The organism is Microbacterium sp. MRS-1 (assembly GCF_000585455.1).
GTDB lineage: Bacteria > Actinomycetota > Actinomycetes > Actinomycetales > Microbacteriaceae > Microbacterium > Microbacterium laevaniformans.
Window position 1 is genome coordinate 101268 of sequence record NZ_JAUF01000030.1, and the last position, 20488, is coordinate 121755.

Consider the following 20488-nt stretch of genomic DNA (forward strand, 5'->3'; position numbering starts at 1 on the left):
CGACCGGTGAGCCTCGAGCGGTACGCCGAGTCTACGGCGCGTCCGCGCCGACGAGACGGGCGAAGGCGCTGAGCCGGGCGACACCGTCGGGGGTGCGGGGCAGGTCGTCGAGCAAGCCCGTGCCGTACACCACGAACGCGGTGTGCTCGGCTCGCGAGACGGCCACGTTCAGACGGTTCTGCAGCAGCAGGAACTCGAGTCCTCGGGGTGCATCACGACCGCTGGATGCCGCGAGCGACACGATCGCGACGGCCGCCTCCTGGCCCTGGAACTTGTCGACGGTTCCGACCGGGATCTCTCCGAGCCCGGCGTCCGCCAGAACGGACTCGACGAGCACCTGCTGCGCGTTGTACGGCGTGACGACGATCAGATCCGCTGCCGTGAGCGGTCGCGGCGGCACATGCGCGGACGGTGTCCAGGCCCGACCGAGCAGATCGCGGGCGAGGGCGAGGACGGCGTCGGCCTCCTCCGGCGACTGCGTGGCGTTGCCCGCATGCGTCAGCGCCACCGGAACGACGCCGGCCGCGACCCCCTCGAGGCGACGAGCCGAGGTGGAGTGGTGGGCAGCGAGTCGTCCCTCGTAGGAGAGCTGGGAAACGGGACCGGCGACCTCGGGGCGCATGCGCCGGGTCTGCGCGAGGAAGAAGCCCCGGTCGTCAGGGACGACGGCGGCACCGTCCATCACCCATCCGAGCGCGGAGGTGTCGACCGGCTCGGGGTGGGTTCCCTGGCTCACCTGCGGCAACTGCTGCGGATCGCCGAGCAGCAGCAGACGCGGTGCCGCGACCGACACCGCAATGGTGGAGGCGAGCGAGAACTGTCCCGCTTCGTCGATGACGAGCAGGTCCAGGCTCGCGCGGGGCACGCGCCCGGCGTGACTCAGGTCCCACGCCGTGCCCCCGATGACGAAACCCTCCGGGTGGGCTGCGGCGAACGCCGCGTAGCCGTCCTTCGCGATGACGGTGAAGCTCTCGGCGCCGGATGCCGTGCCCTTCGTCGCCTTCGCGACGCGCTCACCCGGCACGCCCGCATCGACGATGCGCGCGAGCATGTTCTCCACGACCGCGTGCGACTGCGCCACGACACCGACGCGGTATCCCTTCTCGCGGACGAGCCGTGCAACCACGTGCGAGCCGACATAGGTCTTGCCGGTGCCCGGCGGACCCTGCACGGCCAGATAGCTGCGGTCGAGGTCGTCGACCGCGCGGGCGATCTCGTCGACCGCGTCGCCGAGGCCCTCACCGCGGGCGAGCGCGCCCGAGCGCGTGCGCGGAACCCTGCGCAGCAGCAGATCGGTCGCGGCGTCGGACGGGAACGCTGCGGAGTGCAGGGGCGCAGCCTGGATGATCGCGTCGGCCCACTGGTCGATGGCCGCCTGTTGCGACCCGGCCTGCGGCGGCGCGGGCGGTGTGGAGGCGATCGGCAGCTCCTGCCAGGTGAACCCCTGAATGGAGTTCTCCTCCACGACCATGCCGTCATCGAGGACGTCGACGACGCGGACCGTACGTGCAGCGTGGATCCATCGCGGGCTGGCGTCGACCGGGAACGGTGTCGGCAGCTCGTACAGCAGGAAGACCGCGCCCCCCGCGGACAGCTTCGTGCCCGGCGCGAGATCGCCGCGCAGCTCGATCACGCGACGCTGGACGCGTCCGCCCTCCGGTACGTGCCAGTCGCTCAGGACTCGGCACCGATCGTGATCGAAGACGACGACGTCGCGGGTGTCCTCCCAGATCGAGACGGGCTCACGCAGCCGCAGGAAGTGCGTCGCCCAGAAGGTCTTCGCCTCGCGGGGGTAGTAGTCGATCGCCGCGGCGGCGAGCTTGAGCGCGGTGACCGCGGCCACATCGGGGGCATCGTCCCTCTCGGCAGCGCCCGCCATCCGCGTGAGCGCATCGGCACGCGGGGAGGGTTCGTAGGGACGCTCTGCGGCGTCGACGTCTGCCGAGGGCAGGAGCTTGGACTCCCGGGCCCGCTCGACCAGCCAGTTGCGCAAGCGCCGGGTCGAGACGCAGTCGTAGCGGTTGTAGTCGGCGAGATCGTCGAGAATCGCCGCTCCCGCGGCATCCGCCCCCGCGTCCATCAGCTCGCGCGCCTCGACATACTTGACGATCGAGTCGTCGCCGCGCTGCACGTCGCTGGTGCGCACCTCGGCGCCCATGTAGAGCGGCTCGAGCTTCTTGATCGAGTACGAGCGCGATCCCACGCGAAGGGCGCGCCGGACGATCGGGTAGAGGTCGACGAAGACGCCCTCACGCAACAGCGTGTCGACCTCGGCCTCGCGCACACCGTAGCGGGCGGCCATCGCCAGCAGATGCGTCGGTTCGTACGGCGCGTAGTGGTAGATGTGCATTCCGGGGTGGGCGCGCCGGCGCAGCGCCACCACATCCAGGAAATCCTCGAGCGCCCGCTTCTCGTCGGCAAAGGAATGCGCCCACAGCGCCGCGTATTGCTCGTCGTCATCGACCCAGCCGAACAGGTAGTCGATGCCCCACATCGCTCCCACCCCGTCGGCGGTTTCGGTGTAGAGCGGGTCTCCCTCGAAGTCGAAGAAGAGGTCGCCGCGGTCGGGCCGGGGCAGCGCTCCGATCGCCTTCGGAAAGACCACCTCGAAGGTCGGCACCGGCGGCGCGGCCGCGGTTGCCGTCTCCCCCACGCCGCCCGCCGGGCTGTCCAGCTGCAGGCGCGCCTGCGTACGCAGGCCGGCGAACGTGTCACCCGACATCCGCTCGGGAGGCGCGCTCGCGGCGGCCAGGTCGTCGATGGTATGGATGCCGGCGGCGCGCAGCCGGTCACGCTGCACGGGTCGCATCCCCGCGACGAGCAGCAGGTCGCGATGGGCGACGACCTCCGCATCGCAGGTCGCGCATCGGCCGCACGCCACGATCCTGAGCTCACCCCGGTCGTCTCCCCACGCGATCGGAGCGCCCGTGGCGCCCGCCGCGATGTCGCGGTCGGCGACGAGCGCCCGCAGTCGCTGCCTGCGCAACCGGAAGACGGGCAGGAGGTCGCTGACGGCGTGCGTCGAGGTCGTGCCGTCGCCGAGCAGCAACTCCACCCGGCCGCTGCGCGGCACTCCTAGCCGGTCGAGCTGGTCGGCATATGCCGCAAGCTGCATCAACGCCGTCACGCGTGCGTGACGCGCGAGTTTGGTGTCCTGCACGACCCACGGGTTGGCGGCGGTATCCGCGGGGCGAGCGGGGTCGTCGCGCACGAGGAAGTCGGCGAATCCGACGAACTCCTCGGTGGCGAACACCGCCTGATAGATGACCGCGACGGCGGGGTCGGCCAGCGCCGCCGTCGTCGCGGCCACCGCAGCCGCGACGGCCGCGGCATCCGACGATCGCGTCTCGGGCAGTTCCACGACACGTCCGGGATACTGCGCGCGGTAGGCCTCCAGCTGGCGCAGCTCGTGCTGGGTGCCGAGCCGACCGGCGCGCTCGAGGGTGAGGTCTTCGGGTTCGACGACCGCCGGCACCCGTCCGAGCTTGGCGTCGATCGCACGCAGCCACGCGAACTCGCACTCGGCGGCTGCTTTCAAATCGCTCGCGCTCCAGACGATGCGCGCGCCGTCGCCGGTGTCCTCGATGTATCGCATGTCACCCTTCCGCCTTCGACGCTAGTCGGCGCCGCCGACATCGCCCAGCGCCGGCGCACCTGCCAGACTGGAGGGGTGAGCGAGAACCTGCCGTTCGAGAGCGTCTATCGGCACGGGTTCGCCCGGGTCGCCGCCTGTACGATCCCCGTCGCGATCGCCGACCCGGCGCGAAACGCCGAGGCGGTCATCGACGCGGCCCGCGCGCTCAGCGACGATGCCGTCGCCGTCGCCGTCTTCCCGGAGCTCTGCCTGACCGGATACGCCATCGACGACCTCGTGATGCAGGATGCCGTGCTCGACGCCGTCCACGCCGCCATCGCCACCCTCGTCTCGGCCTCGCAGCAGCTGCGTCCGCTGCTGGTCGTCGGCGCACCGCTGCGGCTGGGGCCACGCCTCTACAACTGCGCGGTGATCATCCACGGCGGCCGCGTGCTCGGCGTCGCACCGAAGAGCTATCTGCCGACCTATCGCGAGTTCTACGAGGCCCGCTGGTACGCGGCCGGAACGGATGCCCCGGAATCCACCGTGCTGGTCGGCCAGGAGGTGCCCGTCGGCACCGACCTGCTGTTCGCCGCGGACGACGTGCCGGGCCTGGTGGTCCACGCGGAGGTGTGCGAGGACATGTGGGTGCCCGTGCCGCCGTCGTCCACCGCCGCTCTCGCCGGTGCGACCGTGCTCCTGAACCTCTCCGGCAGCCCGATCACCGTCGCGCGGGCCGATGATCGTCACCTTCTCGCGAAGTCTCAGTCGTTCCGCTGCATCGCCGCCTACGTCTACGCGGCCGCGGGCCTGGGCGAGTCGACCAACGACGTGTCGTGGGACGGACAGACGATGATCTACGAGTCGGGCGCCCTCCTGGCCGAAACCGAGCGCTTCCCGGACGGCCCGCGCAGCGCCATCGCCGACATCGACCTCGACCGCATCCGCCAGGACCGCCTTCGCCAGGGCACGTTCGACGACAACCGCCGCGCGGTTGCACCGGCAGCGGCGCCGATGCGCACGGTGGCATTCACGGTCGATCCCCCGGCATCCGACATCGGGCTGCGTCGCCCGCTCGACCGCTTCCCCTTCGTGCCCGACGACCCGGCACGACTCGACCAGGACTGCTACGAAGCGTTCAACATCCAGGTGTCCGCGCTCGAGCAGCGGATGCGCGCGATCGGGTCACCGAAGCCCGTGATCGGCGTCTCCGGCGGCCTCGATTCGACGCACGCCCTCCTCGTCGTCGCGCGGGCGATGGACCGCATGGGTCGCCCGCGCAGCGACATCCTCGCCTACACGATGCCGGGATTCGCGACGAGCGATCACACGAAGTCGAACGCCATCGCCCTCGCCGAAGCGATCGGCGCATCGATCCAGACGATCGACATCCGGCCGATGGCCACCGAGCTGCTGACGGGCATCGGACACCCCTTCGCGAACGGCGAGCCCGTGTACGACGTGACGTTCGAGAACGTGCAGGCCGGGGCGCGCACCGACTTCCTGTTCCGACTCGCGAATCAGAACGGCGGATTCGTCGTGGGCACCTCCGACCTGTCGGAGCTCGCCCTGGGATGGGCCACCTACGGCGTCGGTGACCAGATGAGCCACTACGCGGTGAACGCCGGGGTGCCCAAGACACTCATCCAGCACCTCATCCGATGGGTCATCGCCCACGCCGCCGACGACGGCATGAGCCTGTCGCCGGCGGCGAAGGACGTGCTGCAGGCGGTGCTGGACACCGAGATCAGCCCCGAGCTGGTGCCCGCGGGCCAGGACGGCAAGGTCCAATCGACCGAGGACACCATCGGCCCTTATGCGCTGCACGATTTCGCGCTGTTCCACGTGCTGCGCTACGGCTTCCGGCCGTCGAAGATCGTCTTCCTCGCGGAGCACGCCTGGCGCGACGCCGATGCCGGTGCGTGGCCGCCGGGCTTCCCGGCATCCGACCGCTACGGTTACGACCGCGAGACGATCGTGCGCTGGCTGCGGGTGTTCCTGACGCGCTACTTCGGCTTCGCGCAGTTCAAGCGCACCGCGATCCCCAACGGGCCGAAGGTGCTTCCGTCGGGGTCGCTCTCGCCGCGCGGCGACTGGCGAGCGCCCAGCGACGGCAACGCCGCGGTGTGGCTCGCCGAGCTCGACCGCGCGTTCCCGGCCGCCTGAGCCCACCCGCGCCCCGCGGCGTTCATCCGTCCGCTCTGGTCGCTTCACCCCGTCGGATGCGGCAGCAAGGGACGGATGAACACGGGACTCAGGCCGCGGGAAGGGTTCCGATCGCGATCGTGATCACCCAGCTGTCGCGCGAGGCGTCGACGAGCGTGTACTTCATGTTGCGGTCCGGGATCCATCCCTTCAGCCGCCCCATGTCCAGCCGCACGTTGTCGGGCGCGACGCGCACCCCGCGACCGTCGGCCTCGAGCACCGCCTGCACCCGCACCCAGTGCTGGAGCAGGTCGGGGATGTTGTCCGGGTCGAACAGGTGCGAGTGCTTCTGCATGAAGCGGATGTCGGCGGGTTCCGGTGTCATGTCACGGATGTCGATGCCCAGCGGAAGGCCCGGGTCGCAGATGGCGACGATCGTCGCGGCGCGGAAGCTCGCCGTGACGATGGCGATCGGCAGCTCCTCACCGTCACGCGAGGCGATCAGGCGCGTGTGGTAGCCGAAGCCGCGCGGCGCCTCGCGCTCGATACGGATGTCGTTCACGTCACAGCCGAGGCGAGCGGCAATGAGCTCCTTCGCGAGAATGCGGCGACGATCGTGGACGGTCGTGGCCGGGTCCCAGCCGAGTCGCGCGGCCACCGAGGGCGGAGTGTCGAGCAGAACCGAGGTGAGTGTCATGGCGTCCCTTTCATCGGGCGTCCCGCCGCGTGCTCGCACCGGCGGGATGCCGCCTGCTCCCATCCTGTCTCAGGATGGCATGTCGCGGTCATCGGATGCGACGTGAGAAACGTCGCGGACAGCTCACCGAGAACAAAGTCACCGTGAGTCGATAGGGTCGACATACCGCCGCCACGCCGACGTCTCCCGGACCAGGCCCCGCGATGATCGGACAAAACGAAGGAAGAACAGATGTCGACACCCCCGCCCACGAATCCTCAGGATCCGGACGGCTCGGCCGCCGACGTCCCCGACGCGGTCGCTCCCGACGCGGTGGACTCCACCCCCACCGAGGTCTACCCGCCCGCAGCCCCGCCTGCCGCACCCGCCCCGACCGGCGGCTACGGGGATGCCTACGTCGCACCGACGGCGCCCCCTCTCCCGCCCGCGGCCGGCCAGCCCACCGTGCCCTACGGCGCACCCACCGCCCCCTACGGCGCGCCGACCCCGCCGTACCTCGCACCCTCGGGCCCGCCGGTGCCCGACACGCGCTCGAAGGCCATCGCGTGGACGGCACTCGGCCTCGCCGCCGGGGGCACGCTCCTCAGCATCATCGGCATCGTGCCGGTGCCGTGGGTGGGTCTGGTGGCCGTGCTGATCGGCGGTCTGCTGCTGCTGGCGGGCTTCATCTTCTCCATCGTCGGGCTCGCGGGCAAGCGCTACGGCGGAAAGCCCCTCAGCATCACGGCCCTCGTGCTGTCGCTGGTGGGCGCGACGATCGGCTCGTTCGCTCTCATCTGGTCGATCATCCTCGTCGGCGTCTCCTCGGCGGGCTCATCGATCGACGAGATGATGAGCACCCCGACGCCCATCCCCTCCGTCGAGGTCAGCCCCGGCGACATCCTGCCCGGCGAGGGCGACGATTCTGCAACGGCGACGGAGTCGGCGGCGCAGCAGCAGTTCATCGCCGATGTCCGCCCGAAGGTCAACCAGATCCTCACGGAGGTCGACCCGACGGCGACGCCCGAGATCATCGAGCAGGTCCTCCCCGACGAAACGCTGATCCTTATCGGCGAGACGCTGCTCACGACCGGCGAGGCGGGAATCGACGACCTCGTGCAGCAGACGATCACCAGCGTGGGAGCCGACGAGAGCTCCGCCGACCTGCTGCGAACCCTCTACGGTGAGATCCTGACCTCTGCCCGCACCTACCTGCAGTAGGTCACCGCGCGCGTTTGACCACGGGGGCTCGAGCGGCATCCTGATGGATGACGCTCGGGCCCTCCGGCGTCGATGCGACCAGCAGCTGGGCCGGCAGCTGCTCCTTCATCGCCTCGACGTGGCTGATGACACCGACGGTACGCCCGCCCGCCCGCAGGTCGTCGAGAGTCCGCAGCGCGAGTTCGAGTGTCTCGGGGTCGAGCGATCCGAAGCCTTCGTCGACGAAGAGCGTGTCCAGACGGATGCCGCCGGCCCGGGCCGTGACGACCTCTCCAAGACCGAGCGCGAGGGCGAGCGAGGCGAGAAAGGTCTCGCCGCCCGACAGGGACTGCGGCGGACGCCGCCGGCCGGTGTGCGCGTCGAGCACGTCGAGGCCCAGGCCCGACGCGCGCCCGCGCGCGGCACGGGCGTCGGAGTGGTGCAGGGTGTAGCGTCCCGACGACATCTCCGCCAGACGCACGTTGGCGGCCGCGACGATCTCCTCCAGTTCGGCGGCCAGCACGAAGGTCTCGAGGTCCATCCGCATCGTGTTCGGCGCCCGCCCGGCCACACTGTCGGCCAGACGGATCACGGCGGCGGCCTCGTCGGCGCTCTCCTGCACCTCCGCCAGGGCACGGTCGACCTGCTGCAGCAGATCCTGGAGCGCCTCGGCCGTGCGGACGGCGCCGGCGTGAGCGGAGATCGCATCGGTGCGCGCGGCATCGGCGAGCTCGACGGCATCGCGAGAAACGTCGACGTCGTGGGCCGAGGGGTCATCGCCGCCGGCGTCGAGTTCGAGTTCGAGAAGTCGAGAGCGCGTCGCCGACAGCTGCGCCGCATGGTCGGCGATCGCGATGTCGATCCCCTCGATCTCCTCGTCGGAGATGAGCGCCGCCCGGGCCGCGTCGAGATCGTCGAAACCGGAGGCCGCGAGCAGCGCGTCGAGTTCCTGTCGGGCGTCGAGGTGCGCACGAGCGCGCTCATCACGTGCGGCATCAGCCACGACGACCGCGCGCGCCCGATCGCGCTCCTCGGCGACGGCGTCGATTCTCGCCGCCACCGTCGCGAACGACCCGCGCGCCGCGGTGACGACCGCGTCGAGGCGGGAGATGTCGGACTCGGCCGCGCGGGCACGCTCGCGCGCCGTCGCAAGTTGTTCGACGCACGCCGCGCGCCGCTCGTCGTCGGCCGCGGCGGCCTGCTCGGCACGCGCGCGGCGCTGCGAGAGGCCGGCGAGTTCCGCGGCCGCACGCTCGGCCTCGGCCTGCGCCGCGGACGTGGCGGCGAGCCTCTCCTCGGCCTCGGCTCCGTCGAGGCCGCCGGCGGCGATGCGGGCCGCAGCGACAGCTTCCCGTGCGAGACCGGCACGCTTGCGCGCGTCGGCCTCGGCGACGGACGCCTCGTCTCGCGCGCGCTCGGCCGCCACCAGCAGGTCATCGGTGACGGGCTCGTCGGCGGGCGGCGAGGGGTGGGGATGCTCGGTGGAGCCACAGACCGGGCACGGCTCCCCGGGAACGAGCGCGGCCGCAAGGTCCGCCGCGACGCCGGCGACACGTCGACGCAGCAGCGCACCGAGCGCAGCCGAGGCGGCCTCGGAGTCCGTCAGCGCCGTCGCGTACGCAGCCTCGGCCGCGGCGAGCGCGGCCGCGAGGTCGTCGGCACGGTGGGCCGCAGCGACGACCTCGCGCAGACGCAGGTGTTCGGCACGCAGATCGTCGAGACGCGCCGCGGCGACCGACACGGCGGCGATCTCGGCGTCGATCTGGGCACGCTCGGCGGGACGGGCGGCGCGGCGGTCATCGATGTCCGCGAGGTCGTGCTCGCGCGCCACGATCGCGGCGATCGCAGCCTCGTGCTCGACCCGACGCGCGACGAGGTCCCGCTCCTGAGCGGCTGCGATCTCCCACCGGGCGAGATCACCGGTGAGCTGCTCGACCGCGCGAGCGGCATCGGCTGAAGCGTCCGTGCGGCCCGCACGCCACCGATCCCGAGCCGTGTCGGCGTCGTGCGCCGCCGCCGCCGCAGCGCGCTCGGCACGCTCGAGAGAGTCGAGAGGGGCGCGCAGCACCGCGGCGGCACGCCCGCCATCCAGCCGGCGGCGCGCACGTGCGATCTCGTCGGCGCGGGCCTCGAGTTCACCGAGGCGGTGGCGCAGCGTCTGTCGCTCCTGCGCGCGCGCCGCGGCGGCCACGACCGCGGCGTGCGCAGCGGCCGCGGCGGCGAAACGCTCCTCGGTCGCCGTGCGCGCGAACTCCGCCTGTTCGACGCGGTACCGCGCGCGGCGGTGCGCCCGCGCGAGATCCTCGCGACGGGTCGCCACGGGCGCCGGCGCGGGATCCGCGCGCCGAGGGTCGGGGTGCGCTGCAAGCTCCGATCCGCCCGCGTGCTCGTCAGCGAGGTCGCCGGCGCCGTCCTGCGCCTCGCGGATATCGAGATCGTGAGCTCGGGCCAGCCTCTCACCCTCCTCGACGAGCGTGCGCGCACGTGAGTCGACAGCGGCCAGAGCCGTCTCCGCCTCTCGGCGCCGGCTATCGAGCTCATCACGGTACTGCTCGAATCGACGCGTACCGAAGAGCGTGCGCAGCAGGCCCTGGCGCTCCTCACCGGAGGCGAGCAGAAACCGCGAGAACTTGTTCTGCGCCAGAAGGATCACCTGCTGGAACTGCTGCGCGTTCAGACCGAGGATCTCGCCGAGAGCCTCGCCGACCGTGCGCGGTTTCGCCGCGCGCCCGACCCACCTTCCCTCGACCAGCTCCTCCAGCTCCGCCCGCGGCGGCTCCGTCGTCAATCCGCCCCCGCGCTTGGCGGGGCGGTCGTATTCCGGCGCCCGCGTCACGCGCCAGCGTCGCGCGCCGACGGTGAATTCCAATCGCACCTCGGTCGGGTCGGAGAGATCCGCGTGGTCGCTGCGCAGACGCTTCTCCCCGCCGTCATAGCGAGGCACGCTGCCATACAGGGCGAAGCTGACCCCGTCGAGAATGCTCGATTTGCCGGTGCCGGTGCGCCCGGAGATCAGGAAGAGTCCGTCGGCATCGAACGCGTCGAAGTCGACGACCTGCGTCTCACGGAAGGGCCCGAAGCCGGTGAGCTCCAAACGGTGGAGCTTCATGCCAACGCCTCGACGACGACGCGCTCCTCGAGCACGTCACGCAGCACCTCGCGCTCTCGCTCCGTCAGCCCCTCGCCGTCACGCACATGTGACAGGAACGCATCGAACAGCTCGAGGTCGCTGCGTGCGGCCCGGACACGATCGGTGTAGCCCCGCCCATCGCTGTGGCGTGCGACGTCCGGCACGTGCACGACCTTTGCGCAGTACGGAAAGCGCTGCTGCAGCCGACGCAGCGGATCGCGCACCGGAAGATCATCGGTGTACTCGACGCTGACCCACGCGTCGCGAGCATCGTCGGACGAGGTCGCCGCCAGGATCTCCTCGAACGGCCCGCGCAGGGTGATGAGGCGTCGAGGAACCGGCAGCTCGACCCACACCGCCTCCGACGCTCCCTCGGCATCCATCTCGATGAGCCACGACCCGCGCGGCTTGTGCCCTTCACCGAAGCTGTAGTGCAGCGGCGCGCCGGCGTAGCGCACATGCTCAGCCAGCTTCTGGCGACCGTGGATGTGACCGAGGGCGACGTAGTCCACACCGTCGAAGACCGACAGCGGGACGACGTCGAGTCCGCCCTGCTGGATATCGCGCTCGAGGTGCGGGGTGGGCTCGACGCCGGCCGCGAAGCAGTGCGCGATCGCCACCGTCCGTCCGCCGCGGGAGGCGTGGTCGACGCGGACGACGTCCATCGCACGGCGAAGCGCATCGGCCTGCGTACGCACCCCGGGCCACACTGCACGCACGAGGGCGGGTTCGAGGAAGGGGATGCCGTAGAAGTGCACCGGACCGTGCTCGTCCGACACCGTGATCGGCTCGCCGATCGCCGCCGGGTCGGTGCGCACGTGGATGCCGTCGCGCAGCAGCGCCGCCTGGAAGCCGAGCCGCGCCGCGGAGTCGTGGTTGCCGCTGGTGACGATGACCTGCGCGCCGGTGTCGGCCAGTGCCCGCAGCGTCTCGGACAGCAGCGTGTAGCAGGCGGCGGCCGGCGTCGCGGAATCGAAGACGTCGCCGGCCACGATGACGACGTCGACCGCGTGGGTGCGGACCTGTTCGGTGAGCGTCTCGAGCACACCCCGCAGCGCGTCGAGCGTCGAATGACCGTGGAAGGTCCGCCCGATGTGCCAGTCCGAGGTATGCAGGATGCGCATGGCTCCACGGTAGGCGCAGCCGCCGACATCGCACGGAAGGCCCGCGGGTGGGCTCAGTCCTGGGCCGCTCTGCGCCGCGCGCCGAGGTCGATGACCCCCAGCAGCAGCGCGATGCCCAGGAAGACGCCGACGGCCACCATGCCGTAGGCGTACGCATCGTGGAAGACCGCGAGCGCGTCGCCCCCGCCGTCCTTCTCGCGATAGACCGTCGAGTAGAACAGCGAGAGCCCGATCGCGGTGCCCACTGCCGTGCCGACGCGCTGGCCGAGCTGGCCGACCGAACCGGCGAGGCCCCCCTCGCGCGTCGGGATCTCGGCGAGGGTGAGCGTCTGGTTCGGCGCGACGACGAAGCCGGCGCCGACACCGGCGAGGACCATGACCCCCGCCATGGCGTACTCCACGACTCCGGCCGGCACCGTGTACGCGACGATCGCGAGCGCGACGACGCTCACGAGCACCACGATCAGCCCGCCGACCACGAGCGGGCGGCCGAGTTTGCCGACGAGCGAGCCGCCGAACCACGCGGTGATGGCGCTGGCCACGGCGAAGCCGATGGACACCATGCCGGCGAAGACGGGCTCGGTGCCGATGCCGATCTGCAGGAACAGCGTGGTCAGCAGGAACATCGCCGGGATCGCCGTGAAGTAGGTGGTCACGACGAGGGTGCCGTTGCGGAACGACGAGATCGAGAAGAGGGAGAACGGCACGAGAGGTGAACGACCGGATGCCGCGTACCGCCGCTCCCACCAGGTGAACGCGCTCACGAAGACGACGAAGAGAACGAGGCTCCACCACCGGCGGGGATCGTCGGTCGGGGCGCCGGTCGTGAAGAGGAAGGGCCACATGAGGGTCACGATCGTGAACGCGAGCAGCATGAGGCCGACGGGGTCCAGCTGCAGGCGACCGGGCGTCGATCGACGCGTTCGCGGGAGCAGGCCCAGCACGCCGGCGATGACCAGTGCACACAGCGGCACGTTGATCCAGAAGATCCACCGCCAGCCGTCCTGCACCCCGCCGACGGCGATCATCAGGCCACCGAAGGTGGGGCCGATCGCAGTGGCGACACCGATCGTGGCTCCGAACAGTCCGAAGGCGCGACCGCGCTCCTTGCCGACGAAGATCTGCTGGATGGTTCCCAGCACCTGCGGCATCTGGATGCCGGCGGCGAGGCCCTGGACGAGGCGGGCAGCGATCAGCACCTCGATCGTGGGCGCCAGGGCGCAGACGACACTGGTGACGAGGAACAGGCTCAACCCGACGAGGAACAGGGCTTTGCGCGAGCGTTGATCGCCGAGCCGCCCGAAGGGCACGAGCGCGAGACCGAACATGAGCACGTAGCCGGAGACGACGATCTGCAGCTGGGTCGAACCGGCCCCCAGCGCCTTCTCGATCGAGGGCAGCGCGACGTTCACCTTGCTCAGATCGAGGATCGTGAGCGCCGCGACGGATACGCAGACCCAGAACGCGCGCCAGCGCTGCCCGCCGTTGAGGGAGATGCTCGCGGTACCCGGACTGGTCATCCGTCCACGTTATCGCCCCCTCACGCGTGGCCACCGTCCCACGACACAGCGGACGGGGGGCTCGGAGACCGTCTCCGAGCCGCCCGTCGCGGTGGGTGCGGACTCAGCCGTTTCGGATGCGGCGGCGTCCGATCAGCAGGACGGCTCCGGCCACCAGCAGCAGCGCTGCGAGCATGCTCGCCGCCGTGATCAGCACCGGGCTCTGACCGCTCGTGGCCAGCGAGGCCGCGCCGGGGTCCGGTCTCGCAGCTGACGGATGCCGTCGATCGCGCGATCGACGAGATCACGGGCGTACCGACCGATGACGGGCGCATCGAGGTCTTCGCACACGGCGGCGCGAGCATCGTGGCGGAGCGCCGAGGCGATGCCGCGTCCGTCCGCACCGTGGTGCTGGTGCACGGGATCGGCATGGGTCGCAAGGTGTTCGGAGACCTGGTGCAGCGCCTCGAGGACGAGGCGCTCGTCGTGGCACTGGACCTGCCTGGCTACGGTGACGCCCCCCGAGCCGACGCGCACGCCGACGATCGAGCGGATGGCCGACCTCGTCGCGGCGTATCTTCGTCATCTGGGACGCGGCCCGGTCGTCCTGCTCGGGCATTCGATGGGCACGCAGGTCGTCACCGAGACCGCCGTCCGACACCCCGACACGGTCGACCGGCTCGTCCTGGTCGCCCCCACCGTCGACCGCCATCACCGCCGCGCGCTCCGCCGGCTCTGGCGCCTGGGGCGGGATCTGTGGGGCGAGAGCCCGAAGGTGCTGCTGCTCGGCGCCCGCGAGTACGTGCGGGCCGGACCGCACCTGAGGCGCAAGATGCGGGCGATGCTCAGCCACCGGCCCGAGGGCGTCTACGCACGGGTGTCGGCGCCCACCCTCGTGGTGCGGGGAGAACTCGACGTCGTCGTTCCGCGCGAGTGGTTCGACGAGGTGGTCGGCGCGATCCCGAACTCACGTGCGTTCGTCGTCGAGGGCCACCGTCATGAGACTCTCATCCGCACGGCAGGACCGACGGCCCGCGAACTGCGCCGGTGGCTGTCAGAGAAGTGACGCGCGTCGACAGGCGCCCGCCGCGTGCGCTCAGTCCGCGGACTCGTCCGCGGCGAGCTCAGCGATCAGCGCGAGGATGACCTCCTCCTCGGCGGGAACCCCCGTCTCGGCGAGGCGACCGCGAACGGCCTCGTCGACGGTGGCGGCGTTCTGCCCACCGACGTCGGCGCGCAGCTGGGCGATCAGTCCGTCCAAGCGCTCCTGATCCGATGTCTCATGAAGCTCGAGACGGGGCTCGTCCTGCGTCGGCGCGCTCTCCCCGCCTCCCGACGGCTCGGCATCGATCACGGCGTCCGGGAGTTCGTCTCGCTCGGTGCTCATGGGCTCTCCTCACGTCGGTCGTCCCACCGTGCGGGGCCGCGCGGCGACCGACCAGACCCTTGACGGCGCCGGCGCCGAGGAGGTAGGCGATGACGACTCAGGCGGTCCGCGGCGGCGCCAGCAGCGACCGGCGCTCGGGATGCGCCGCGAACCAGTCGGCGACATACCAGCACACCGGGCTGATGACGCGATCGCCTCGAGCGGCGACGTCGTCGACGGCCCGGGAGACGACCTCTGCCGCGTAGCCGTGACCCCGGAAAGTCGGCACGGTGTACGCCCGCGTCATCGCGACGGTACGGCCGTCGTCGCGGTAGTCCAGCGCGCTCACGATCTGCTCCCCTCGGCGCAGCGTGTAGCGCGACGCGTCGGGCTCGTTGCTGAACGACAGCTCGTCGGAGGTTTCTGTCATATCTCTACGCTACGCCGGGGCGCAGGGGGCGGGGTGGGGATGGGACGGGTGCGGGGCTACGCCGCGGGACCGGCGGCAAGCGAGCGCACCCAGTCGTCGACCTCGCGCTGGCCCCGCAGCCGCAGCACGGGGTCGCCCGCGGCGATCCGTGCCTCCATCCGCCGGCGCATGCCCGGATAGCTCGTCCAGGCCCAGCGGATGATGTTGTCCTCCGGCTTCCACTTCAGCCACGAGCGCACGCGCTCGCGGTTGCCGTGCCAGAGCTCTTCGCGCAGGATGCCGCGACGAAGGGTTCGCCGGAGCACCCGCCACATCACGACGCGACGCGGGTGGTCGACCCACACCACGACGTCGGCCCCGCCGGCGGTACCAGGCTCCATGAGACCGCCCAGCCGTGAGTTCCAGTTGCCGTCCGCGACCCACCCCTCGGGGTGCGCGGCGAGGAACGCTCGCACGCGTCCCCGAGCCTCCTCGAGGTTGCGATAGGTCCACCCCGCATCCCAGAACACAGCGTCCAGTTCGAGCCGGGCGATATGCATCCGCGCCGCGACGTCCTCCGCCAGCCGCGACTTGCCCGAGCCCGAGGTCCCGACGATGCGGATGCGGGCGGGCGGCGTCGTCGGGGCGTTCACGACCATGCACTCTGTCACATTCCGTCATCTTGTGACGGCGGCATCCGTGCGGTTTGACACATCACGACGCGATTCGTCATAATCAGGCCCATGACTGACAACGCACGCACTCTGTCCGCCCTGGAGGCGAACGGACATGCCGGCATCATGATGATGCCGCGCGTTGCCATGTGTTGCCGAATGTGCCACTGACGGTGAACCCCGCCGGGTGCGCCCGCCGTCGCTGACCGACCTCCGTCAGCCGGCTGCCACCCCCCGAGCACCGCGCCGCGCACAACGCGAACGCCGGCTGTCTCGCACAGGCCCTCGCATCCCATCCGATGCTGATCTCGCACCGGGCCTCACGCAACACACACCCGAACCCGCTCCTGGGCCGCACGCCCCGGGTTCCGCCCCGAAGGACATTCCCGTGTCGAACACCGCTCTTCTCGCCTCGCCCGCTCCCGTCCGTCACCTGCGCGCAGTCTCCGACGTGCCGCAGCGTCCCGCCGTGGCCGCCCCGGCCGCGAGCACGGCGACCCCCGCCGCCGGCACCGTCCCGGTCGGCACCGCGCCGCGCGGCTTCGCTCTCTACGTCGGCATCGACGAGGCGAAGGCGGCGGCAGACGGCGTCTCGCTCTCCACGCTCGTCGAAGCTCTGCGCCGCACGCTCGGCGAACTCGCCCCCCACGCCGAGACCTATGCCACCGTCGCCCTGGCGCCCGCGTCCGCCGGCGGCCGCGACGTCGACGTCGTGCGCCTCGCGCTCCACGAGCCGAGCGCCGTCGCCCGCACGAAGCAGGACGAGCCGGAGGACGACCACGTGCCCGGAGGGGTGACGATCGACATCTCCCGCCGCCGCGTGCACATCGAGGGCGAGACCGCGCAGCTCACGTTCAAGGAGTTCGAGTTGCTGCAGTATCTCGTGCTCCGTGAGGGCCGCACCATCGAGCGCACCGAGCTCGTCTCGTCGCTGTGGAGCCACGCGGACGCCGACGAGGCACCCGGTGAACGCACGATCGACGTGCACGTGCGGCGCCTGCGCTCCAAGCTCGGCCGTTATGAGGACATCGTCCGCACTGTCCGCGGCATCGGATACCGCTTCGACCGCCACGCCGATGTCGTCATCCGCTACGGCCACGGCACACCCTCGCCCGACCGTTTCTGATCCGCGTCCACGCCACTCGCGTCGTGATGTCGGAGGCCCTGACATAGGGTGACGGCATGAGCACGCGGGAGAGGATGCCGCCGCGCACGGTGCCGCCGGCGACGCGCGACCCGCGTCCTCCGTCGCCGCGGCCGATCGAAAGCGAGTACCGGCCGCGCGTGCTCACCGACGTCGCGCGCGCCGTACGACCGCAGCAGCGCGGCGCGCATGATCCGTCGCAGCTCGAGCACCAGGGCGTGATCTGGCGGGCCACGCGCACGCCCGCGGGTGTCGCGACCCTGGCGTTGCGCATCGAACGCGACCGCGTCCGTGCCGCGGCCTGGGGTACCGGCGCCGCCTGGGCGCTGGAGCAGCTGCCGCGACTGTGCGGCGCCGACGACGACCCCGACGGTTTCGAACCCCACCGGCATCCGCTCATCTCCGATACCCATCACCGGCACGGCGATCTGCGGCTCGGTCGCACCGACCTCGTCTTCGACGCGCTGATCAGCGCCGTGTTCGAGCAGAAGGTGACGGGGCTGCAGGCCTTCGGCGCCTGGCGGATGATCCTCACCTGGTGCGGCGAGCGCGCACCCGGCCCGACGCCCCGGCCGATGTTCGCCCCGCCGGCCGACTGGCATCTCATCCCGAGCTGGACGTGGCACCGCGCCGGACTCGAACCGCCGCAGTCGCAGACGATCGTGCAGGCGGCCGCCCGGCGCGCCTCGATCGAGCGGGCCGCTCGCGACCCGGCATCCGCCGACCGCGCCGTGACGAGCCTCCGCGGCATCGGGGCGTGGACCAGCGCGGAGATGCGCATCCGCACCTTCGGCGATCCCGATGCCGTCAGCATCGGCGACTACCACCTCTCCCACCAGGTGGGCTACGCCCTGACCGGTCGCCGCGTCGACGACGACGGGATGCTCGAGCTGCTGGAGCCCTGGCGCGGGCACCGCCAGCGCGTGATCAGACTGATCGGCCTGAGCGGCCGGCTCGAACCGCGCCGCGGTCCCCGCTTCGCACCGGAGGACCACCGCGGGCGGTGATCGGGCGGCGATCCCGGGCCGACCTTCTACGCTGGTGCCATGACCCACAGAGGATGGCCACGCGGCCGCATCGGCTGGTTGATCGGAACCGTGGTGCTGCTCGGCGCGGGAGTGCTGTTCGGACTCATCATGCAGAACGTGCTGCTCGGCGTGCTGTTGGCCGTGATCGTCTCGATCGGCTGGCTCATCGCGTACGAATCGTGGCGCGGACGCACGCCTGAGCTCGAGGACCCGTGGGACGACGGCGCGCAACTGTGAGCGTGAGCCCTCACATGAGCGAATGATCGCGCGCTCACGCATCCTCGCCTTCGGCTACCGCGCCGTGGCGGCGCTCGTGATCGTGATCGGCATCGCCCGCGTGTCGGGGCTGTGGACGGCGAGTCCCAACTGGCTCACCGACGATCTCGTCCACATCGTCACGCCGATCCTCGACTGGGCGCTGTTCGTCCCCAAGGGTCATCTGCGCCGCCACGACCCGCTGCTGTGGGTGCTCATCCCGTTCGCGTATGTCGCGTTCGCGTACACCTACAGCGCGGTCGGGGCCGGCTCGCGGGCGGCACGAGCGTGCCGTACCCGTTCATGAACGTCGCGAAACACGGGGTCGGCGGCGTCGCGTTGTGGATCGGCGGGCTGACCGTGGGGCTCGTCGCGGTCGGCTATGTCTTCGTGGGATGCGACCGCCTGCTCGCGCGGGCGCTCACATCTCCTCGTGCGTCTCGGGATCCCCGCCCCACAGACGACCCCGCTCCAGGGAGCTGAGTGCCGCCATCTCGTCGTCGGTCAACGTGAAGCCGAAGACATCCGCATTCTCACGCTGACGCGCCGGCGTCGCCGACTTCGGGATCGGGGTCGAGCCGAGCTGGGTGTGCCAGCGCAGCACGGCCTGGGTGGGCGTGACCCCGTGCGCGGCGGCGACATCGGCGACCACCTGCTCGGCGAGCAGCTCGCTGCGCCGCGCCAGCGGGCTCCAGCTCTCGGTGCGGATGCCGTGAGCGGCGTGAAAGGCGCGCAGCGCTGCCTGAGGGAAGTACGGATGCATCTCGACCTGGTTGACGGCCGGGGTCACGCCCGTCTCCTCGATCAGTCGGGTGAGCATCTGCTCCGTGAAGTTCGAAACACCGACCGAGCCGACCGCACCGTCGCTCTGCAGATCGATCATGGCACGGAAGGTCTCGACGTAGCGGCCGACGCTGGGGTTCGGCCAGTGGATGAGGTAGAGATCGATGCGCTCCAGGCCGAGACGCTCAAGGGAGGCGTGGGCGCTGCGGATCGCCTGGTCGTAGCCGTGGTCGCGGCCCGGGACCTTCGTCGTCACGATGAGCTCGTCGCGGATGCCGCTGCGGCGGACCGCCTCGCCGACCTCGGTCTCGTTCTCGTAGTTCACGGCCGAGTCGAGCAGGCGATAGCCCGCGCCGATGGCCGCCTCGATCGCGGCGACACCGTCCTCACCCTGCAGCTTGTAGGTGCCGAATCCGAGCTCGGGAAAGGACGTGCCGTCGTTCAGGGTGACCGTGGGGATCTTGACCATGCCTCCACGCTACGCCCGGCGGATGATCACCGTGCGATCAACTCCTCGATGACGCTCAGCACCCCGGCATCCGCATTCGAGGGCGCCCGGAACCGCGCGACGGCCGCGACATCCGGGTGGGCGTCGGCCATGGCGTACGACCAGTGCGCGGCACCGAGCATCTCGAGATCGTTGAGGTAGTCGCCGAACGCGGCGGTCTGCTCGGCCGTCACACCGAGCGCATCCTGCAGCGCCCGCAGCGCGACCCCCTTGTTGACGGTCGCGTTCATGATGTCGACCCAGTGGTGACCGGAGACGACGACCCGGTGGGTCTCGGCGAGATCGGCGAAGGCGGGCGCGGAGTGCTCCTCTCCGCCGTCGAGGTCGTAGATCGCGAGCTTGAGGATCTGATCGTCCACGGTGAGCAGATCGGCCACGACCTCCCGACGCGCGTAGTACTTCTCGACCTCCGCGAGGAAGCGAGGAGCGGTGTCCTCGACGTACGCCGACCTCTTGCCGCACAGCACGAGCCCGGCGCGAAGGGTCCCCGCCGCGACAGCGTCGCGCAGGCGCGAGACGACGGATGCCGCGACCGCCGGATCCACCGCGTCGGAGCTGACCTCGACGTCGCCGCGGACCACATACGCGCCGTTTTCGGCGATGTAGTCGAGCTCGCCGTCGACGGCGGCGAACGTCTGCTGCAGCGTCGCCAGCTGACGACCGCTGGCCGGGGCGAACGCGATGCCGCGCTCGCGCAGCCGGTCCAGCAGCGGCCAGAGTCCGTCGGGCACCGATCCGTCGGGCCGCAGCAGCGTCCCGTCCATGTCGACGGCGATCAGGCGGATGTCGCGGACGCTCATTCCTCCATCCTCCCGCACGGGCGCGCGGTGCCGCGGCCGGCCGGTCGGGATAACCCCACCCCGGTTCGGGGGACCACTCCCCTGCGTGCGTGCGGTGGCGCGCCCTAGCTGTACTTCCCCGGGAGGTTGTGAACGGGTGAGGTAGGCGAAGACCTCCGGGCAGGATGTGGGTT

The 20488-nt window shown here is 71.1% G+C and carries 18 protein-coding genes; 7 read left to right on the top strand and 11 right to left on the bottom strand.

The window, feature by feature from the left end; translation table 11 throughout:
• Positions 1-31 precede the first annotated feature (31 nt).
• Entirely contained in the window at positions 32-3595 is a 3564-nt protein-coding gene (locus AS96_RS07140; protein ID WP_036287513.1) for a TM0106 family RecB-like putative nuclease, read from the bottom strand.
• Positions 3596-3670: 75 nt separating this feature from the next.
• Here AS96_RS07140 and AS96_RS07145 point away from each other — a divergent pair, with 75 nt between their 5' ends.
• Positions 3671-5740 (top strand): NAD(+) synthase, encoded by a 2070-nt coding sequence (locus AS96_RS07145; protein ID WP_036287516.1) that lies wholly within the window; start codon positions 3671-3673, stop codon positions 5738-5740.
• An 88-nt stretch (positions 5741-5828) separates the two neighbouring features.
• Here the strand turns inward: AS96_RS07145 and AS96_RS07150 are convergent, their stop codons facing one another.
• The gene (locus AS96_RS07150; protein WP_036287519.1) at positions 5829-6416 is read right to left on the bottom strand and encodes a hypothetical protein; all 588 of its coding nucleotides are present in this window, start codon (positions 6414-6416) and stop codon (positions 5829-5831) included.
• 231 nt (positions 6417-6647) lie between these two features.
• Here AS96_RS07150 and AS96_RS07155 point away from each other — a divergent pair, with 231 nt between their 5' ends.
• Positions 6648-7616 (top strand): hypothetical protein, encoded by a 969-nt coding sequence (locus tag AS96_RS07155; RefSeq protein WP_036287522.1) that lies wholly within the window; start codon positions 6648-6650, stop codon positions 7614-7616.
• 1 nt (position 7617) lies between these two features.
• Here AS96_RS07155 and AS96_RS07160 read toward each other — a convergent pair whose 3' ends face one another.
• From AS96_RS07160 to AS96_RS15690, 4 genes are all read right to left on the bottom strand, one after another.
• On the bottom strand, positions 7618-10704 hold the full coding sequence (locus AS96_RS07160; protein ID WP_036287524.1) for an AAA family ATPase: 3087 nt from the start codon (positions 10702-10704) through the stop codon (positions 7618-7620).
• Positions 10701-11849, bottom strand: a complete 1149-nt coding sequence (locus tag AS96_RS07165) for an exonuclease SbcCD subunit D (RefSeq protein ID WP_036287527.1) — start codon at positions 11847-11849, stop codon at positions 10701-10703. The genes AS96_RS07160 and AS96_RS07165 overlap by 4 nt, the downstream gene beginning before the upstream one ends.
• A gap of 53 nt (positions 11850-11902) precedes the next feature.
• Positions 11903-13369: an MFS transporter gene (locus AS96_RS07170; protein ID WP_036287530.1), complete on the bottom strand. Its 1467-nt coding sequence runs from the start codon at positions 13367-13369 to the stop codon at positions 11903-11905.
• A gap of 189 nt (positions 13370-13558) precedes the next feature.
• Positions 13559-13885 carry a hypothetical protein gene (locus AS96_RS15690; RefSeq protein ID WP_231477151.1) on the bottom strand — a complete coding sequence of 109 codons (327 nt, stop codon included), beginning with the start codon at positions 13883-13885 and terminating at the stop codon, positions 13559-13561.
• A gap of 16 nt (positions 13886-13901) precedes the next feature.
• On the opposite strand from AS96_RS15690, the gene AS96_RS15695 reads away from it, so the two are divergent.
• Complete coding sequence (locus tag AS96_RS15695; RefSeq protein WP_231477153.1) at positions 13902-14414, top strand: alpha/beta fold hydrolase; 513 nt, start codon at positions 13902-13904, stop codon at positions 14412-14414.
• A 30-nt stretch (positions 14415-14444) separates the two neighbouring features.
• Here the strand turns inward: AS96_RS15695 and AS96_RS07180 are convergent, their stop codons facing one another.
• The 3 genes from AS96_RS07180 to AS96_RS07190 form a co-directional block, all read right to left on the bottom strand.
• Positions 14445-14735, bottom strand: a complete 291-nt coding sequence (locus tag AS96_RS07180; RefSeq protein ID WP_036287533.1) for a hypothetical protein — start codon at positions 14733-14735, stop codon at positions 14445-14447.
• A 97-nt stretch (positions 14736-14832) separates the two neighbouring features.
• A complete protein-coding gene (locus AS96_RS07185) occupies positions 14833-15144 on the bottom strand; it encodes a GNAT family N-acetyltransferase (protein ID WP_036287537.1) in 312 nt (103 codons plus the stop codon).
• A 56-nt stretch (positions 15145-15200) separates the two neighbouring features.
• On the bottom strand, positions 15201-15782 hold the full coding sequence (locus AS96_RS07190; RefSeq protein WP_036287540.1) for a toxin: 582 nt from the start codon (positions 15780-15782) through the stop codon (positions 15201-15203).
• A 403-nt stretch (positions 15783-16185) separates the two neighbouring features.
• Between AS96_RS07190 and AS96_RS07195 the strand changes: the two genes are divergently transcribed.
• Genes AS96_RS07195 through AS96_RS07210 form a run of 4 tightly spaced genes read left to right on the top strand, consistent with a single transcriptional unit; the run spans position 16186 to position 18531 of the window.
• Positions 16186-16923: a winged helix-turn-helix domain-containing protein gene (locus tag AS96_RS07195; protein ID WP_036287543.1), complete on the top strand. Its 738-nt coding sequence runs from the start codon at positions 16186-16188 to the stop codon at positions 16921-16923.
• A 56-nt stretch (positions 16924-16979) separates the two neighbouring features.
• Positions 16980-17948 (top strand): DNA-3-methyladenine glycosylase family protein, encoded by a 969-nt coding sequence (locus tag AS96_RS07200; protein ID WP_036287545.1) that lies wholly within the window; start codon positions 16980-16982, stop codon positions 17946-17948.
• Positions 17949-17987: 39 nt separating this feature from the next.
• Positions 17988-18206 carry a hypothetical protein gene (locus AS96_RS07205; protein ID WP_036287559.1) on the top strand — a complete coding sequence of 73 codons (219 nt, stop codon included), beginning with the start codon at positions 17988-17990 and terminating at the stop codon, positions 18204-18206.
• A 22-nt stretch (positions 18207-18228) separates the two neighbouring features.
• The gene (locus AS96_RS07210; RefSeq protein WP_051498785.1) at positions 18229-18531 is read left to right on the top strand and encodes a hypothetical protein; all 303 of its coding nucleotides are present in this window, start codon (positions 18229-18231) and stop codon (positions 18529-18531) included.
• A 114-nt stretch (positions 18532-18645) separates the two neighbouring features.
• On the opposite strand, the gene AS96_RS07215 is transcribed toward AS96_RS07210, so the two are convergent.
• Together AS96_RS07215 and AS96_RS07220 are read right to left on the bottom strand one after the other, a co-directional pair.
• Entirely contained in the window at positions 18646-19476 is an 831-nt protein-coding gene (locus AS96_RS07215) for an aldo/keto reductase (RefSeq protein ID WP_036287562.1), read from the bottom strand.
• Positions 19477-19502: 26 nt separating this feature from the next.
• A complete protein-coding gene (locus AS96_RS07220; RefSeq protein ID WP_036287565.1) occupies positions 19503-20315 on the bottom strand; it encodes a Cof-type HAD-IIB family hydrolase in 813 nt (270 codons plus the stop codon).
• Positions 20316-20488 lie beyond the last annotated feature (173 nt).

What these genes read in the sequence shown, in the direction of transcription:
- AS96_RS07140 (WP_036287513.1), bottom strand. Translation starts at nt 3,595, where the DNA reads ATGCGATACATCGAGGACACCGGCGACGGCGCGCGCATCGTCTGGAGC.
- AS96_RS07150 (WP_036287519.1), bottom strand. Translation starts at nt 6,416, where the DNA reads ATGACACTCACCTCGGTTCTGCTCGACACTCCGCCCTCGGTGGCCGCG.
- AS96_RS07155 (WP_036287522.1), top strand. Translation starts at nt 6,648, where the DNA reads ATGTCGACACCCCCGCCCACGAATCCTCAGGATCCGGACGGCTCGGCC.
- AS96_RS07160 (WP_036287524.1), bottom strand. Translation starts at nt 10,704, where the DNA reads ATGAAGCTCCACCGTTTGGAGCTCACCGGCTTCGGGCCCTTCCGTGAG.
- AS96_RS07165 (WP_036287527.1), bottom strand. Translation starts at nt 11,849, where the DNA reads ATGCGCATCCTGCATACCTCGGACTGGCACATCGGGCGGACCTTCCAC.
- AS96_RS07170 (WP_036287530.1), bottom strand. Translation starts at nt 13,369, where the DNA reads ATGACCAGTCCGGGTACCGCGAGCATCTCCCTCAACGGCGGGCAGCGC.
- AS96_RS15695 (WP_231477153.1), top strand. Translation starts at nt 13,902, where the DNA reads ATGGCCGACCTCGTCGCGGCGTATCTTCGTCATCTGGGACGCGGCCCG.
- AS96_RS07180 (WP_036287533.1), bottom strand. Translation starts at nt 14,735, where the DNA reads ATGAGCACCGAGCGAGACGAACTCCCGGACGCCGTGATCGATGCCGAG.
- AS96_RS07185 (WP_036287537.1), bottom strand. Translation starts at nt 15,144, where the DNA reads ATGACAGAAACCTCCGACGAGCTGTCGTTCAGCAACGAGCCCGACGCG.
- AS96_RS07190 (WP_036287540.1), bottom strand. Translation starts at nt 15,782, where the DNA reads ATGGTCGTGAACGCCCCGACGACGCCGCCCGCCCGCATCCGCATCGTC.
- AS96_RS07200 (WP_036287545.1), top strand. Translation starts at nt 16,980, where the DNA reads ATGAGCACGCGGGAGAGGATGCCGCCGCGCACGGTGCCGCCGGCGACG.
- AS96_RS07205 (WP_036287559.1), top strand. Translation starts at nt 17,988, where the DNA reads ATGACCCACAGAGGATGGCCACGCGGCCGCATCGGCTGGTTGATCGGA.
- AS96_RS07210 (WP_051498785.1), top strand. Translation starts at nt 18,229, where the DNA reads ATGATCGCGCGCTCACGCATCCTCGCCTTCGGCTACCGCGCCGTGGCG.
- AS96_RS07215 (WP_036287562.1), bottom strand. Translation starts at nt 19,476, where the DNA reads ATGGTCAAGATCCCCACGGTCACCCTGAACGACGGCACGTCCTTTCCC.
- AS96_RS07220 (WP_036287565.1), bottom strand. Translation starts at nt 20,315, where the DNA reads ATGAGCGTCCGCGACATCCGCCTGATCGCCGTCGACATGGACGGGACG.